The organism is Silvimonas iriomotensis, assembly GCF_014645535.1.
Taxonomy (GTDB): Bacteria; Pseudomonadota; Gammaproteobacteria; order Burkholderiales; family Chitinibacteraceae; genus Silvimonas; species Silvimonas iriomotensis.
This window is the reverse complement of the sequence record NZ_BMLX01000002.1, coordinates 494649-509842: the sequence shown is the minus strand read 5'-3', so window position 1 is coordinate 509842 and position 15194 is coordinate 494649. Positions and strand designations below refer to the sequence as shown.

12 protein-coding genes are annotated in these 15194 nt (G+C 57.9%); 6 read left to right on the top strand and 6 right to left on the bottom strand.

Annotated elements, in window-relative coordinates:
• Positions 1–4 precede the first annotated feature (4 nt).
• Both IEX57_RS08870 and IEX57_RS08865 read left to right on the top strand, forming a co-directional pair.
• Positions 5–1318: a nucleotide sugar dehydrogenase gene (locus IEX57_RS08870; protein ID WP_188703913.1), complete on the top strand. Its 1314-nt coding sequence runs from the start codon at positions 5–7 to the stop codon at positions 1316–1318.
• A complete protein-coding gene (locus IEX57_RS08865) occupies positions 1302–2564 on the top strand; it encodes a glycosyltransferase family 4 protein (protein WP_188703912.1) in 1263 nt (420 codons plus the stop codon). The genes IEX57_RS08870 and IEX57_RS08865 overlap by 17 nt, the downstream gene beginning before the upstream one ends.
• A 236-nt stretch (positions 2565–2800) precedes the next feature.
• On the opposite strand, the gene IEX57_RS08860 is transcribed toward IEX57_RS08865, so the two are convergent.
• Entirely contained in the window at positions 2801–3415 is a 615-nt protein-coding gene (locus IEX57_RS08860) for an FxDxF family PEP-CTERM protein (RefSeq protein WP_188703911.1), read from the bottom strand.
• A 591-nt stretch (positions 3416–4006) separates the two neighbouring features.
• On the opposite strand from IEX57_RS08860, the gene earP reads away from it, so the two are divergent.
• Positions 4007–5131 (top strand): elongation factor P maturation arginine rhamnosyltransferase EarP, encoded by a 1125-nt coding sequence (gene earP / locus IEX57_RS08855; RefSeq protein WP_188703910.1) that lies wholly within the window; start codon positions 4007–4009, stop codon positions 5129–5131.
• A 114-nt stretch (positions 5132–5245) separates the two neighbouring features.
• A complete protein-coding gene (efp, locus tag IEX57_RS08850) occupies positions 5246–5809 on the top strand; it encodes an elongation factor P (RefSeq protein ID WP_188703909.1) in 564 nt (187 codons plus the stop codon).
• 63 nt (positions 5810–5872) lie between these two features.
• Here the strand turns inward: efp and IEX57_RS08845 are convergent, their stop codons facing one another.
• The 3 genes from IEX57_RS08845 to acs form a co-directional block, all read right to left on the bottom strand.
• Positions 5873–6592 carry a pseudouridine synthase gene (locus IEX57_RS08845; protein ID WP_188703908.1) on the bottom strand — a complete coding sequence of 240 codons (720 nt, stop codon included), beginning with the start codon at positions 6590–6592 and terminating at the stop codon, positions 5873–5875.
• Positions 6593–6595: 3 nt separating this feature from the next.
• Complete coding sequence (gene uvrB / locus IEX57_RS08840) at positions 6596–8614, bottom strand: excinuclease ABC subunit UvrB (protein WP_188703907.1); 2019 nt, start codon at positions 8612–8614, stop codon at positions 6596–6598.
• Positions 8615–8918: 304 nt separating this feature from the next.
• Positions 8919–10889 (bottom strand): acetate--CoA ligase, encoded by a 1971-nt coding sequence (gene acs / locus IEX57_RS08835; RefSeq protein ID WP_188703906.1) that lies wholly within the window; start codon positions 10887–10889, stop codon positions 8919–8921.
• A 279-nt stretch (positions 10890–11168) separates the two neighbouring features.
• Here acs and IEX57_RS08830 point away from each other — a divergent pair, with 279 nt between their 5' ends.
• On the top strand, positions 11169–11828 hold the full coding sequence (locus IEX57_RS08830) for an aquaporin (protein WP_188703905.1): 660 nt from the start codon (positions 11169–11171) through the stop codon (positions 11826–11828).
• Between the two features lie 138 nt (positions 11829–11966).
• Here IEX57_RS08830 and IEX57_RS08825 read toward each other — a convergent pair whose 3' ends face one another.
• Entirely contained in the window at positions 11967–13652 is a 1686-nt protein-coding gene (locus IEX57_RS08825; RefSeq protein WP_188703904.1) for a cation acetate symporter, read from the bottom strand.
• Complete coding sequence (locus tag IEX57_RS08820) at positions 13649–13960, bottom strand: DUF485 domain-containing protein (protein WP_188703903.1); 312 nt, start codon at positions 13958–13960, stop codon at positions 13649–13651. The genes IEX57_RS08825 and IEX57_RS08820 overlap by 4 nt, the downstream gene beginning before the upstream one ends.
• Positions 13961–14224: 264 nt before the next feature.
• Between IEX57_RS08820 and IEX57_RS08815 the strand changes: the two genes are divergently transcribed.
• Complete coding sequence (locus IEX57_RS08815; RefSeq protein ID WP_188703902.1) at positions 14225–15112, top strand: LysR family transcriptional regulator; 888 nt, start codon at positions 14225–14227, stop codon at positions 15110–15112.
• The last annotated feature ends 82 nt before the right edge of the window (positions 15113–15194 follow it).

Here is a 15194-nt window from a genome sequence, read left to right as displayed (position 1 = left end):
GAAAATGAAAATCAGCATCTTTGGTATGGGTTATGTGGGCGTGGTGGCTGCGGGTTGTCTGGCCAGCGAAGGCCATACGGTGATCGGCGTCGAGCCCAATGCCGGCAAGGTGGAACTGATCAACAAGGGGGTGCCACCCATTGTTGAAAAAGACATTGCCGAAATGGTGGCCGCCGCTGTCAGCGCCGGTCATCTGCGCGGCACAACCGACGTGCACTCGGCCGTGCTGGCGACGGAGATGTCGTTTATCTGCGTCGGTACGCCCAGTCAGCTCAACGGCGCGCTGGATCTGCGCTATGTGCGCCGTGTGTGCGAAGAAATCGGTACGGCCATCAAGGAAAAGAGCGATTTTCATATTGTCGTGGCACGCAGCACCATGCTGCCCGGCACCATGAAAGACGTGGTGATTCCGACGCTGGAACAGTATTCGGGCAAGAAAGCCGGTGTGGACTTTGGCGTGTGCAACAACCCGGAATTCTTGCGTGAAGGCACCGCCGTGTGGGATTACCGCAACCCGCCCAAGACCGTGATTGGCGAAACCGACCGGCGTAGTGGCGACGCCCTGGCGGCGCTGTATGCTGACCTGAAAGCCCCGCTGATCCGCACGGATATCGAAACGGCCGAAATGGTGAAGTACGTCGATAACGTCTGGCACGCGCTCAAGGTGTCGTTTGCCAACGAGATCGGCAATATCTGCAAGAGCCTGACCATTGATAGCCATCAGGTCATGGACATTTTCTGCAAGGACACCAAGCTGAACCTGTCGCCGTACTATCTGAAGCCCGGCTTTGCGTTTGGCGGTTCTTGCCTGCCCAAAGACGTGCGCGCACTGACCTACAAGGCGCGCAGTCTGGATCTGGAAGTCCCGATCCTGAACGCGATCCTGCCCAGCAACGAGCGCCAGATCGAACGCGGCTACAGCATGATTACCGCCAAGGGCAAACGCAAGATCGGCGTGCTGGGTTTCTCGTTCAAGGCCGGTACGGATGACCTGCGTGAAAGCCCGATTGTGGAAGTGATCGAGCGCCTGATCGGCAAGGGTTACGACCTGAAGCTGTACGACCGCAACGTGAACCTGGCCGCGCTGACCGGCGCCAACCGCGATTACATCTTCAACATGATTCCGCACATCTCCCGCATCATGGAGCAATCGCTGGATGCCGTGCTTGATCATGCCGAAGTGCTGGTGATCGGCAACAACGCTGCCGAGTTCCAGGATGCCTTCACTCGCCTGCGCCCCAACCAGGAAGTGATCGACTTTGTCCGCGTGCTGGATCACAAGAGCGAGGAGGGCAAGTACGATGGCATCTGCTGGTAAAACTCGCAAAGTATTGATTATCGTAGAGAACCTGCCATCCCCGTTTGATCGTCGGGTATGGCAGGAAGCCACCACACTGCGCGATGCCGGTTATGAAGTCTCGATTATCTGCCCGACCGGCAAAGGCTATGAACAGCACTTTGAGGTGATCGAAGGGATTTACATCTATCGCCATGAATTGCCGCTGGAAGCCGAAGGCGCCAAGGGTTACTTGCTGGAGTATTCCGCTGCGTTGTTCCACGAGTTCCGGCTGGCTTTCAAGGTCATGTTCAGCCGTGGTTTTGATGCCATTCATGCGTGCAATCCGCCCGATCTGATCTTTCTGGTGGGCGGGTTTTTCAAGGTCTTCTTTGGCAAGAAGTTCCTGTTTGACCACCATGACATCAACCCGGAACTGTACGAAGCCAAGTTTGGCCGGCGCGACTTTTTCTACAAACTGATGGTGCTGTTTGAGCGCTGGACTTTCAAAACCGCCAGTGTGTCGATTGCGACCAACGAATCGTACAAGCGCATTGCCATTGAGCGCGGCGGTATGGACCCGGCCAAAGTGCACGTGGTGCGCAGCGGCCCCAAGCTGGACCGCCTGCGCACGGTGCCGCCAGTGCCGGCGCTCAAGAACGGGCGTGACTATCTGATCGGTTATGTCGGGGTCATGGGCAAGCAAGAGGGGATTGATTACCTGCTGCGCGCCATGGCCTACATCGTGAAAGAGAAGAAGCGCACGGACATCCAGCTGGGCCTGGTGGGTGGCGGGACGTCGCTGGATGAAATGCAGGCGTATGCCGCAGAACTGGGCATTGCCGACTACGTGACCTTTACCGGGCGCGTGCCGGACCAGCAACTGCTGGAGATGCTCAATACCGCGGATGTCTGCGTGAACCCGGATGTCGCCAATGAAATGAACGACAAGTCCACCATGAATAAAATCATGGAGTACATGGCGCTGGCCAAACCGATCGTCCAGTTTGATCTGACCGAGGGACGTTTCTCGGCCCAGGATGCTTCGCTTTACGCCAAACGTAACGACGAAGTCGACATGGCAGAGAAGATCCTGACCCTGCTGGCCGACCCGGCACTGCGCAAAACCATGGGTGATTACGGCCAGCGGCGTGTCATGAATGAACTGGAATGGAAATACGAGGCCCCCAAACTGCTGGCTGCCTATGATGCGCTGTTTGCGCAGGCAAGCGTCAAACCGGTGATCGCGCAGACGCAGACGGCCAACGAGTCCATCCGGCCTGATTAACCCGGCAGCACTGTGTTCCCGTGTTGCTGACAAGCGCGGGGCCTGGCTTTATCGCCGGGCCCTTTTTTTATGCGACGCGCGCAGGGGTGACCAGGGTTGACGTCTTGCGGCAGCCCAAAAAAAAAGCCCATGGCGGCATCCATGGGCTTTTCATACGATTCGCACTTTGTCATACCGTGCTGGTTTCACCGACAGGGCGAAAAACAACGAGGCAGACGGAGTGCATCAACAACTGCTCAGGCGGCAGAAGCTTCAGTGGTGAAGCTAGCGCCAGTCTTGCGACGACGGGCACGTGCAGCAACCAGAGCCACCAGACCCAGACCCATCAGGGCATAGGTTTCGGGTTCCGGCACCGGGGTCAGGGTGCCCTGAATGCCGTAGGTACCAGTAGACTTGCCAGCTGCCAGGCTACCCAGGACAGTCAGGGTATATTGGTGGCCCGAATAGAACAGTTCCGCTGCGGTGAACGCTGGCTCATTGATGGGGACCGAGCCGTAGTCTGTATGCGTCGTCAGGTCGTACAGGCTCAGGGTCGTCGTCGAGGTGTCAAGGCTCTGATTGGTGCCGCCACTAAAGATGAAATTGGCGAAGACCACGCTGGTTGCTGCGGAGGTCGGGTCCACCATGAACATGTAAACATCTTTGAACGTGCCATCGGGCAAAAGATCGCTCTTGGTGATGGTGTTATTGATGTTGAAGTCAGCTGGAGCCATAGCAGTCCCCAGATTATAAGAAGTGCCATCCACCTCGGAGCCACCGCCCAGCGGAGTGATAGTCCAGCTAGGAACGGCAAATGCACCGGCAGATGCACCAATGAAGGCTAAGCCTGCAACTAAAGTACGAAGTTTCATGACCCACTTCTCCTGATTCGTTGTTGCTTGATGCTAAGAAGACCCGTGGCAGTACGGGTCCGGTTAGTGCCCGGAAAAACGTAGGGTTAAAAGCGGTCTCAAGCTGTGGGCAACCTGCTTGTGACTGAATCCTCGGGATGCCCCCCCGTGGTCAGGCTCAGTGACGTGTTTTGTTAGGTCTGAGGCCGTGTCACCTTGCGATGTACTGACGAGTTCCTTGACTCATCGCATCAGGACAAATTCTAACAAGTAAGTAAACTGCTTTCAAATACTATTTATTAAATTTAACTTAAATCGAAAGAATTTGTAAGTTTACAAAAACTGGAATGATATTTGCTGCATCGCAATATTTACAAATACGAGATTTTTGACGAGGCGTTTTTTTAAAAAACTCTTTATAAATAATGAGTTTGTATTGTTTTTTTGATGAAAAGCATGATTTACAAACGTAAGAAATATGGGTTTTCTTCCCTAAGTCTTACCAAATTTTGTAAGTTTGTTGCTTTCCCGGAAATTGCCGTTTATCGGTTTTGCAAGCCCAAAAATGTATTATTTTAGCTAAAAACCGTTTCGTGTAAGGTTTGTGTGAGAATGACAATGAGCTGGAGCGTGTTTTGCCGGGTGGTCGACAACTACGGTGACATCGGTGTGTGCTGGCGTCTGGCACGTCAATTGCACCTTGAATATGACGAGCAAGTGACCCTCTGGGTGGATGATCTGGTCGCCTTTGGCCATATCGCGCCGGTACGGGCCGATGCTGAAGAGCAGTTGCTGGAAGGGGTACGCATTTGCCATTGGCATGCGGCGGCGCAACCGGCCGATGACGCTGATGTCGTGATTGAAGCCTTTGCCTGCGAGTTGCCTGCCAGCCAGAAAGCGGCCATGCGGGCGCGGTCTGTGACGCCTGTATGGCTGAACCTGGAATATCTGTCGGCAGAGGACTGGGTGATCAGTTGCCATGGTATGGCTTCGCCCCAGGGCGGCGGTCTGACCAAGTATTTCTTCTTTCCGGGTTTTGCGCCGGGCACCGGTGGGGTGCTGGCGGAACAGCGCATGCTGGCGGCCCGGGCGGCGTGGACAACGCAAGACCGCTTTGCCTTGCTGGCCGGCCTTGGCGTGGCGCGGCCGGATATCACCACCCTCAGTCTGTTTGCCTACGAGAATTCGGCCATCGCTGACCTGATCGGCCAGTTGCGGGCCAGTGGCGAGCCCGTCAATCTGCTGGTGCCCATGGGGCGGGCGCTGCCGCAAGTAGCGGCGGCGATCGGGCATGGCACGCTGACCCCGGGTCAGCACGTGCAGGTGGACGCACTGAATATATATACAGTGCCCATGCTGCCGCAGCATCGGTACGACCAGCTGCTGTGGAGTTGCGATCTGAACTTTGTGCGGGGCGAGGACAGCTTTGTCCGGGCCCAGCACGCCATGCATCCGTCGGTCTGGCACATTTACCCGCAGGATGACGCCGCGCACGAGATCAAACTGGAAGCATTTGTTGATCGCTATACGCGCCATTGGCCCGCGCAGGATGCGCAAGTGCTGCGCGCGTTCTGGCTGGCCTGGAACCGTGGCGCGCTGGTACCGGGGCAGTGGGCGCTGCTGCGCGCCTTGTTGCCGCAGTGGCAGGGCTATGCAAGAACCTGGTCGGCGCGTCTGGATGCACTTGGCAATCTTGCCGGCAATCTGGTCAAATTTGCCAAAACCAAGTTAAAATAGCAGGTTACCAAGTTTCGTTTTATTTGCCGCCCGCTGTGATTGCTATTGATAAGCGCACCTGGGCAGCATTCGCAAACCCCATCCAGGCCTTTGGCAATCAGGAAACTTTAGCAAATGAAGACCGCACAGGAAGTCCGCTCTGGCAACGTGATCATGGTTGATGGTCAACCGCTCGTTGTGCAGAAAACCGAATACAACAAGTCGGGTCGTAACTCGGCTGTTGTGAAGATGAAGATGAAGAACCTGCTGAACGACAGCCCGTCCGAAGCAGTGTACAAGGCCGACGACAAGTTCGACGTGGTTGTGCTGGACAAGAAAGACTGCACCTACTCGTACTTTGCTGACCCGATGTACGTGTTCATGGATTCCGAATACAACCAGTACGAAGTGGAAGCCGAAAACGTCGGTGACGCTGCTGCGTTCATCGTTGACGGCATGGAAGAACACTGTGAAGTGACCTTCTACGAAGGCAAGGCGATCTCTGTTGAACTGCCGACCACCATCGTGCGCGAAGTGGAATACACCGAACCGGCCGTCCGTGGCGATACTTCGGGCAAGGTGATGAAGCCTGCCAAGCTGAAGGGCTCCACCGTTGAGATCCCGGTTGCTGCTTTCGTTGAAATCGGCGACAAGATCGAAATCGATACCCGCACCTACGAATTCAAGCGTCGCGCCTGATCGTTGTTGCCGTATCCAGCAAAAAACCCGCCAATGGCGGGTTTTTTGTTTTCGGCCTGCCGCTTACGGTACGGCCCAGCCCAGGGCGCTGATCACGGCGGCAAACTCGTCCGCCAGCGGGCAGTGCAGCGACAGGGGTTCTCCCGTGACCGGATGCAAAAACGTCATTTGGCTACAGGCCAGAAAGAGCCGGTTGACCCCCAGTTCTTCGGCAAATTTGCGGTTGTGAATCCCTTTGCCGTACGTGGCGTCGCCAATGATGGGGTGGCTGATGTGTTTCATATGGCGGCGTAACTGATGCCGCCGCCCCGTGACCGGCGCTAGCGCCATGAGTGCATAGCGCGTGTGCGGGTAGCGATCGACGCTCCAGGGCTGCTCGGTGATTGCCAGGCGTTCAAAATGCGTGCAGGCCGGCTGGATGGGGCCTTGCGGCGCACCGGCGCGGATTTCAGATTCATCAAGCTGTTTGGCGAGGGCATGATCAATCACTCCATTGGCATCTGGCCAGCCGCGCACAATGGCGTGATAGCGTTTTTCTACACCTTGCGCTTCAAAAGCCATTGCCATGGCGCGGCCGCTCTCGGGGGTCAGCCCGAACAACAACAGGCCAGATGTGCCCTTGTCCAGCCGGTGTGCCGGATAGACCCGACGCCCCAGCTGGTCGCGCAATAACTGCACGGCAAAACGCGTTTCGTGCCGGTCCAGCATGGAGCGGTGTACCAGCAGGCCGGCAGGTTTGTGGATGGCGACCAGGTCTTCATCCTGATAAATGATCTGCAACACGCGTCAGTCGTGCCCGAACGCGCGTTCGCGCAGCGTCTTGAGTTGATCGCGCAATTGCGCGGCTTTTTCGAACTCCAGATTCTTTGCCGCCGTCATCATGTCCTTCTCCAGTCGCTTGAGTTCGCGCGCCAGGTCTTTCTCGTCCATATCGGTCACTACGCGCTGGCGTTTGGCTTCCAGACGCTCTGCTGCGGCTTCTTCGGCGTTGTAGACGCCGTCGATGATGTCCTTGATGCGCTTGGAGACCGAACGCGGCACGATGCCGTTGGCTTCGTTGAATGCCATCTGCTTGGCGCGGCGCCGCTCGGTTTCGTCGATCGCCCGTTTCATGGAGTCAGTAATCACGTCGGCATACAGAATGGCCGTCCCGTTCAGGTTCCGCGCGGCGCGGCCGATGGTCTGGATCAAGGAGCGTTCGCTGCGCAGGAAGCCTTCCTTGTCGGCATCCAGAATCGCCACCAGTGAGACCTCCGGGATATCCAGGCCTTCACGCAGCAGGTTAATGCCGATCAGCACGTCAAACACCCCCAGGCGCAGATCCCGCAGGATTTCCACGCGCTCGACGGTATCAATGTCCGAGTGCAGATAACGCACCTTCACGCCGTGCTCGCCCAGGTATTCGGTCAGCTGTTCAGACATGCGCTTGGTCAGCGTGGTCACCAGCACGCGCTCGCCCACGGCCACACGTTTGCCGATCTCCGACAGCAAATCATCCACCTGCGTGCCAACCGGGCGGATTTCGACCCGTGGATCAACCAGGCCAGTCGGGCGCACCACCTGTTCTACGACCTGGCCCTGGTGTTCTTTCTCGTAATTGGCTGGCGTCGCCGAGACAAACACGGTCTGCGGCATCATGAGTTCGAACTCTTCAAACTTCAGCGGGCGGTTATCCAGCGCCGAGGGCAGGCGGAAACCGTAGTCGACCAGGTTTTCCTTGCGTGAACGGTCGCCCTTGTACATGGCGCCCACCTGGCCGACCAGCACGTGTGATTCGTCCAGAAACATCAGGCTGTCTTTGGGCAGATAGTCGATCAGGGTTGGCGGGGCTTCGCCGGCTTTCTTGCCAGAGAAATGGCGCGAGTAGTTCTCAATGCCTTTGCAAAAGCCCATCTCGTTGAGCATTTCCAGGTCAAAGCGCGTGCGCTGTTCCAGCCGTTGCGCTTCCACCAGTTTGTTTTCGCGGTGGTAGAACGCCAGCCGGTCGGACAGCTCGGCCTTGATGGTATCGACGGCCCGCAGCACGGTGGCGCGCGGCGTGACGTAATGGCTGGCCGGGTAAACCGTGAAGATGCCCATGCGCTGCTTGATATGGCCCGTCAGCGGGTCAAACAGCTGGATGGTTTCCACCTCGTCATCAAATAAACTGATGCGCACGGCCAGTTCGGCGTTTTCTGCCGGGAAAATATCAATGACATCGCCCCGCACGCGAAAATGCCCGCGGCTGAATTCCATTTCGTTGCGCTGGTACTGCATGCCGGTCAGGCGCTTGATGATCTCGCTCTGCGGACGCGTTTCGCCTTCTTTCAGGTGCAGGATCATCTGATGGTATTCAGACGGATCGCCAATACCGTAAATGGCCGAGACGGTGGCGACGATAATGCAGTCGCGGCGTTCCAGCATGGCCTTGGTGGCCGACAGCCGCATCTGTTCAATGTGCTCGTTGATGGCCGAGTCTTTCTCGATGAACAGGTCTTTGGACGGGACGTACGCTTCTGGCTGGTAGTAGTCGTAATAAGACACGAAATACTCCACCGCATTTTCCGGGAAGAACTCGCGGAACTCAGAGTACAACTGCGCCGCCAGTGTCTTGTTGGGCGCCATGACAATGGCGGGGCGGCCCGAGTGGGCGATCACGTTGGCCATGGTGTAGGTCTTGCCCGAGCCCGTGACCCCCAGCAGTGTCTGGTATTTAAGGCCGTCATCCAGGCCGTCCAGCAAGCTGGCGATGGCGGTGGGTTGATCGCCGGCCGGAGGGAAGGGCTGGAACAACTTGTAAGGTGAACCGGGAAATTCAACAAACACGTGGCACTCCTTCGCGCGGGGCGGGCCTGGGCCGATGACAAGCGCGTTATTCTACGCCCATGTTGCAGCAAATGAAACGATCGTTCTACGTTGATTAACCAGCAAGATGTGGCCAGCCGCCGCCAAAAAAAAGACCCCATGCGAACATGGGGTCATTGTGCGCTGCCGGTGTCGGTCGACAGCAATTGCTGCCGTGAACCCAACCCTGCTTGCTGCGTTACGCTCACAGGCCGTACTGATTTGTACTGTCTGCGTTCGCGTGCCTTGCCAGCAGGGCGGTGTTCACGGCTTTGGGTGGATCGGATTACAGCGCGCTATGGCGCAGTTGATCCAGAATCGCCGGGTTTTCCAGGGTGGAGACGTCCTGGGTAATTTCCTCGCCCTTGGCGATCACGCGCAACAGGCGGCGCATGATCTTGCCGGAACGGGTCTTGGGCAGGTTGTCACCAAAGCGGATTTCATCAGGCTGGGCAATCTTGCCGATCTCGTGCGCCACCCATTCACGCAGTTCCTTGGCGATGCGGCGGGCTTCATCGCCTTCCGGACGGGCTTGTTTGAGCACCACAAAAGCTACCACGGCTTCACCCTTGATTTCGTGCGGCTTGCCGACCACGGCAGCTTCGGCCACCAGCGGGTTGGCCACCAGGGCAGATTCAATTTCCATGGTGCCCAGGCGGTGGCCAGAGACATTCAGCACATCGTCGATGCGCCCCATGATCCAGATGTAGCCGTTTTCATCAAAGTGGGCCGAATCGCCAGCCAGATAGAGCTTGCCGTTGAATTCTTCCGGGAAATACGTTTTCTTGAAGCGGTCCGGATCATTCCAGATGGTCCGTACCATCGACGGCCACGGGCGCTTGATCACGAGTGCGCCGCCCTTGCCCGGATCAACCGGGGCGCCGGCTTCATCCACAATATCGGCCATGATGCCCGGCAGCGGCAGGGTGCAAGAACCCGGCTTGGTCGCCACGGCGCCCGGCAGCGGGGCAATCATGTTGGCGCCGGTTTCGGTCTGCCACCAGGTATCCACAATCGGGCAGCGGCTGCCGCCGACCACTTCGTAATACCAGATCCAGGCTTCGGGGTTGATCGGCTCACCCACGGTGCCCAGGATGCGCAGGCTGGACAGATCATGCTGTTTCGGCAGATCTGCACCCAGCTTGATCAGCGAGCGGATCGCGGTCGGTGCGGTGTAGAAAGTGGTGACCTTGTGTTTGGCGATCATGCTCCAGAAGCGCGAGGCATCCGGGTAGGTTGGCACGCCTTCAAACACCACCTGGGTGGCGCCAATGGCCAGCGGGCCGTAACACACGTAGCTGTGGCCGGTAATCCAGCCCACATCGGCCGTGCACCAGTACACGTCGCCTTCGCGGTAATCAAACACCCACTTCATGGTGACCAGTGCGCCCAGCAGATAGCCGCCGGTGGTGTGCTGGATGCCCTTGGGCTTACCAGTGGAACCGGAGGTATACAGAATGAACAGCGGGTCTTCCGCGTTCATCCATTCCGGCTCGCACTGGGCGGGCTGGTCCTGGGTCAGTTCGTGCCACCACAGATCACGGCCGGCCTTGAAGGCGACGTTGTCGTGATCGGCGCGGCGATAAACGATGACGTTCTTGATGGATTCGCTGCCTTCCAGTGTCAGGGCTTCATCCACTACGGCCTTGAGCGGTACCGGCTTGCCGCCGCGGACGCCTTCGTTGGCGGTAATCACCAGCGTGGCTGCTGCATCCTGAATACGATCGCGCAGGGCGCCGGCAGAGAAGCCACCAAACACCACCGAATGGATCGCTCCGATGCGGGCACACGCCTGCATGGACACCACGGCTTCGACGCTGTGCGGCATGTAGATGACCACGCGGTCACCCTTTTTCACGCCTTGTGCCTTGAGCGCATTGGCAAACTGGCACACCTGGGTGTGCAACTGGCGGTAGGTGACGTGTTTTGACGAACCGTCGTCTGCTTCGAAGATGATGGCGGTCTTGTCGCCACGGGCATCCAGATGCCGATCCAGACAGTTGTAAGAGATATTGAGCTCGCCGTCTTCAAACCATTTGAAGAACGGGGCGTTGGTCTCGTTCAGGACCTTGTTGAACGGTTTCTTCCAGGTCACCAGATCACGGGCCAGTTCAGCCCAGAAACCTTCGTAGTCATTGTTGGCTTTCTCGCACAGGGCGTTGTAGCCCTCCATGCCAGACACATTGGCCTTGACGCGGAAGTCTTCGGACGGTGGGAACAGCCGGTTTTCCTGGAGAACAGAATCGATAGTACTCATGAGGGTTCCTTTATTGCACGCCAACGTAGGTAATTTTGTGTATGCCGACTGTAAACGGCACATCGCAAGCAATCCAATCGTGTTTTCTGATGCGCTGAATCAGTTCCGCTGATAGTGCGATGCAGCATGAAAACGGCCCCGACACATCGCCTCAATGAATTTTGAGAATTTGATTCTTCAATCATTTGGCATATGACAAGCCATTGAATTTACGTAGTTATTGTTTGATCCAGTTGCTAGATTTCGCCGTTTTCAAGTAAATGAGGCGAGGGGGGCAACATGGCAAGCAAGGCATTGGGTGCCGAATTCCTGGGGACAGCCATTCTGGTGTTGTTTGGCTGTGGGTCCGCAGTCTTTGCGGGTGAATACATTGGTTACGCCGGGATTTCGCTGGCATTTGGCCTGGCGATTGTCACCGTGGCCTACGGTTTTGGTCATCTGTCTGGTGCGCATGTAAACCCGGCGGTGACGCTGGGCGCGTGGGTTGCTGGCCGCATGCCGCTGAACCGCGCACTGGGTTATATCACGGCACAGTGTCTGGGCGCGCTGGTCGGGGCAGGGGTGATCTATCTGATTGCCTCCGGTCTGGGCGCTCATGCCGGCCAGTACGGCCAGAACATGTTTGCGCCGGGCGCAGTGCAAGCCGCGCTGGTGTTCGAGTTTGTCGCCACCTTCATCTTTGTGCTGATGATCCTGGGTACCACTTCACGCGTGGATAACGGCCTGGTCGCCGGCCTTGCCATTGGCCTGACGCTGACGGCGATTCACCTGGTGGGTATTCCGCTGACCGGCACGTCGGTCAACCCGGCGCGCAGCTTTGGCCCGGCGTTGCTGGCCGGGGGCCAGGCGCTGGATCAATTGTGGCTGTTTGTGGCGGCACCGGCCGTGGCCGGCATTGCTGCCGGCCTGGTACACCGCAAGGTGCTGGGCCAGTCCTGAGCCCGTCTGGATGTGCTGAAATGGAAAACGCCCCGCAGTGCGGGGCGTTTTCGTTTCTTCTTCTTGTTTGCAGTGTCGTACCTTCTTTTGAGGTCTCGCTCTGTCCATCCATCCTGTTGTTACGGTGACAACGTCTTGTTAGTGCTTGGCGGCGCCTTCTGCCCCAACGCCCGTCATGGAGCGCACAAACTGGGCCGGGAAGGCAGCGTGCTCGCGCTGCGCTGCGGCGCTGGTATCCAGTTTGGACACCACGTAGATCACGAAGAACGCCAGCGGCATGGAGAAGATCGACGGGTTGTCATACGGGAAGATTGGTGCCGCATTGCCCAGAATCTTCACCCACACCGTCGGGCCGGTCACGATCATGCCCACAGCGCAGATCAGGCCGACCGAGCCGCCTGTGACGGCGCCACGGGTAGTCAGGCCACGCCAGAACATGGACGTGAACAGCACCGGGAAGTTGGCCGAAGCCGCAACCGAGAACGCCAGACCTACCATGAACGCCACGTTGGTCTTCTGGAAGGCAATGCCCAACAGGATGGCGATCACACCCAGGGTCAGCGTGGCGTACTTGGACACGCGGATTTCCTTGGCTTCATTGGCATGGCCACGGGCAAACACGTTGGCGTACAGATCATGCGATACCGCCGAGGCGCCCGACAGTGTCAGGCCGGAAACCACGGCCAGGATGGTGGCAAAGGCCACGGCCGAGATAAAGCCCTGGAACAGGTCGCCACCGACAGCATCAGCCAGGTGAATGGCCGGCATGTTGGCGCCCCCAATCAGTTGCGTCACGGCCTTGCCCTTTTCCATCACGGTAGTGGTGTACTCCGGCTTGCCCATGACCAGCATGATCGCGCCAAAGCCGATGATGAAGGTCAGGATGTAGAAGTAACCGATGAAACCCGTGGCAAAGAACACCGACTTGCGGGCTTCCTTGGCGTCTTTCACCGTGAAAAAGCGCATCAGGATGTGCGGCAGGCCAGCCGTACCAAACATCAGGCCCACGCCCAGTGAGATCGTCTCGATCGGCGCGCCGTTACCCGGTGCCATGATGGCGGCGGCTTTCGGGTGCACCTTGATCGCAGCAGCAAACAGGTTGTCCAGGCTAAAGCCGGCGGCAGAAAGCACCATGAACGCCATGAAGGTGGCACCAGCAAGCAACATGACCGCCTTGATGATCTGCACCCAGGTGGTTGCCAGCATGCCGCCGAAGGTGACGTACAGCACCATCAGCACGCCGACGATGACCACGGCGTAGGAATACGGCAGACCAAACAGCAACTGGATCAGCGCACCCGCGCCCACCATCTGGGCGATCAGGTACAGCGTGACCACCACCAGCGTACCCACGGCCGCAAAGGTGCGGATCGGGGTTTGCTGCAGACGGTAAGAAGCGACATCGGCAAAAGTGTACTTACCCAGGTTGCGCAAGCGCTCGGCTACCAGGAAGGTGATCAGCGGCCAGCCCACCAGGAAACCCAGCGAGTAGATCAGGCCATCGTAGCCCTTGGTGAACACCATGGCCGAAATGCCCAGAAACGACGCGGCAGACATGTAGTCGCCGGCAATCGCCAGGCCGTTTTGCAGGCCGGTAATACCGCCGCCAGCGGCATAGAAGTCTTTGGCGGAACGGGTGCGTCGCGAGGCCCAGTAAGTAATGCCCAGGGTAAACGCGACAAAAATGACAAACATGATGATGGCGTGCCAGTTGGTGGCACGCTGGGTGACCGGGCCTTCCAGCGCGCCGGCAGCCATGCTCTGCAGGCTGGTACCCAGGGTCAGCGCAGCCAGACCCAGGCGGTTGACGATACCTGTTTTCATCGACGTGCATCCTCGACAAGTTGTTGATTGAGCTGATCAAACTCATTGTTGGCGCGGCGTACGTAAATGCCGGTCAACACAAATGCCAGAACAATCAGCGCAAGGCCAAGCGGAATGCCCAGCGTCATGACCCCGCCTGCAGACACGGGGGCGCCCAGCACGGCAGGCTCAAAGGCAATCATCAGGATCAGCCCGAAATAGGCCACGAGGATTACCGCCGTCAACAACCAGCTCAAACTGCTTTTCTTCTGTACCAGTTCGTGGAACTTGGGATTGTCCTGGATTCTTTGAATCACCTGGTCATCCATGTTGCTCTCCTCTCATCAGTGCGGAACACCCTGCATTGGTGCACGGGCACGCTCTCCCGACGTGCTTGGTCCATGCGTACAAGGCCCACGGCTAATGTATGAGCAGCGCCAGGCATAAGCTAATTGCAAATTTTGATGTGCGAAATCAGGAATGCTTATGTTGCGTTGCACGAATCTTACGCAAAGTGGCGTAGTTGCTTGATTGCAACTACATGCCGCACAGCTTTGCGGCACCCGCCAGCGATCTGCGCAATAATCGGGCATATGGAAATCTATCAACTGCGTACATTTGTTGCGGTTGCACAGCAGGGCCACCTGACGCAGGCGGCCGAGCTGTTGCATCTTTCCCAACCAGCCGTCACCGCCCAGATCAAGGCGCTGGAAGAAGAACTGGGCATGTCGCTGTTTGAACGCTACCCCGGCGGCGTGCAACTGACTGAAGCCGGCAAGGCGTTCCTGCCCGATGCCGAGCACATCCTCTCGGTCTCCCGCGATATGCTGTACCGCGCCAAATCCATGTCGGCAGAGCCGCGCGGCAAGATCCGCATTGGTACGGTCGGCGTGCCGGCCCGCCTGCGCATCGGCCCATGGCTGGCTTTGCTGCGCCAGCGTTGCCCGCTGATTACCGTACAGACCACGCACGGCATCTCTGGCGTCATTCTTAACGACGTGCGTAAAAAGATTCTGGATGGCGGTTTTTATTTTGGCCGTAACCCGTTTCAGAACGTGAATACGGTGCAACTGGCTGAACTGGGTTTCTGCGTGGCCATGCCGCCCGCCATGGGGCATGAACACCATGAAGCAGACTGGAAAACCCTGGGCAAACTGCCCTGGCTGGGTTTGTCGCAATTCATGAGTCTGTGCGGCATTACCCAGGAATTGTGGCGCACCCACAATATCTCGCCCAAGCGGGTGGGGGAGTTTGACGACGAAGGCACGCTGGTCGAACTCGTCAAAGCTGGCTTGGGGATTTCCTTGCTGGCCGAGCGCACGGCGCGGCGCTTTGCCGCAGATGGCTCGATCGTTCTGTGGCGCGGTGGCGAGATTGCGATCTCAGCGCCGCTGCAGTTCCTGTATTCGGCAGAGCGCCAGAGCGACCCGATGATCGCGATGCTGCTTGATACCCTGCGCGAGGTCTGGATGCCGGAATAAGCCTGTTGCGCGGCTGGCCCGCCGCGCATGGGGCATCTCGGCGCGACAAATAAAAAACCCGCTCGATGAGCGGGTTTTTTAT

What these genes read in the sequence shown, in the direction of transcription:
- IEX57_RS08870 (WP_188703913.1), top strand. Translation starts at nt 5, where the DNA reads ATGAAAATCAGCATCTTTGGTATGGGTTATGTGGGCGTGGTGGCTGCG.
- IEX57_RS08825 (WP_188703904.1), bottom strand. Translation starts at nt 13,652, where the DNA reads ATGAAAACAGGTATCGTCAACCGCCTGGGTCTGGCTGCGCTGACCCTG.
- IEX57_RS08865 (WP_188703912.1), top strand. Translation starts at nt 1,302, where the DNA reads ATGGCATCTGCTGGTAAAACTCGCAAAGTATTGATTATCGTAGAGAAC.
- IEX57_RS08860 (WP_188703911.1), bottom strand. Translation starts at nt 3,415, where the DNA reads ATGAAACTTCGTACTTTAGTTGCAGGCTTAGCCTTCATTGGTGCATCT.
- IEX57_RS08815 (WP_188703902.1), top strand. Translation starts at nt 14,225, where the DNA reads ATGGAAATCTATCAACTGCGTACATTTGTTGCGGTTGCACAGCAGGGC.
- IEX57_RS08830 (WP_188703905.1), top strand. Translation starts at nt 11,169, where the DNA reads ATGGCAAGCAAGGCATTGGGTGCCGAATTCCTGGGGACAGCCATTCTG.
- efp (WP_188703909.1), top strand. Translation starts at nt 5,246, where the DNA reads ATGAAGACCGCACAGGAAGTCCGCTCTGGCAACGTGATCATGGTTGAT.
- earP (WP_188703910.1), top strand. Translation starts at nt 4,007, where the DNA reads ATGACAATGAGCTGGAGCGTGTTTTGCCGGGTGGTCGACAACTACGGT.
- IEX57_RS08820 (WP_188703903.1), bottom strand. Translation starts at nt 13,960, where the DNA reads ATGGATGACCAGGTGATTCAAAGAATCCAGGACAATCCCAAGTTCCAC.
- acs (WP_188703906.1), bottom strand. Translation starts at nt 10,889, where the DNA reads ATGAGTACTATCGATTCTGTTCTCCAGGAAAACCGGCTGTTCCCACCG.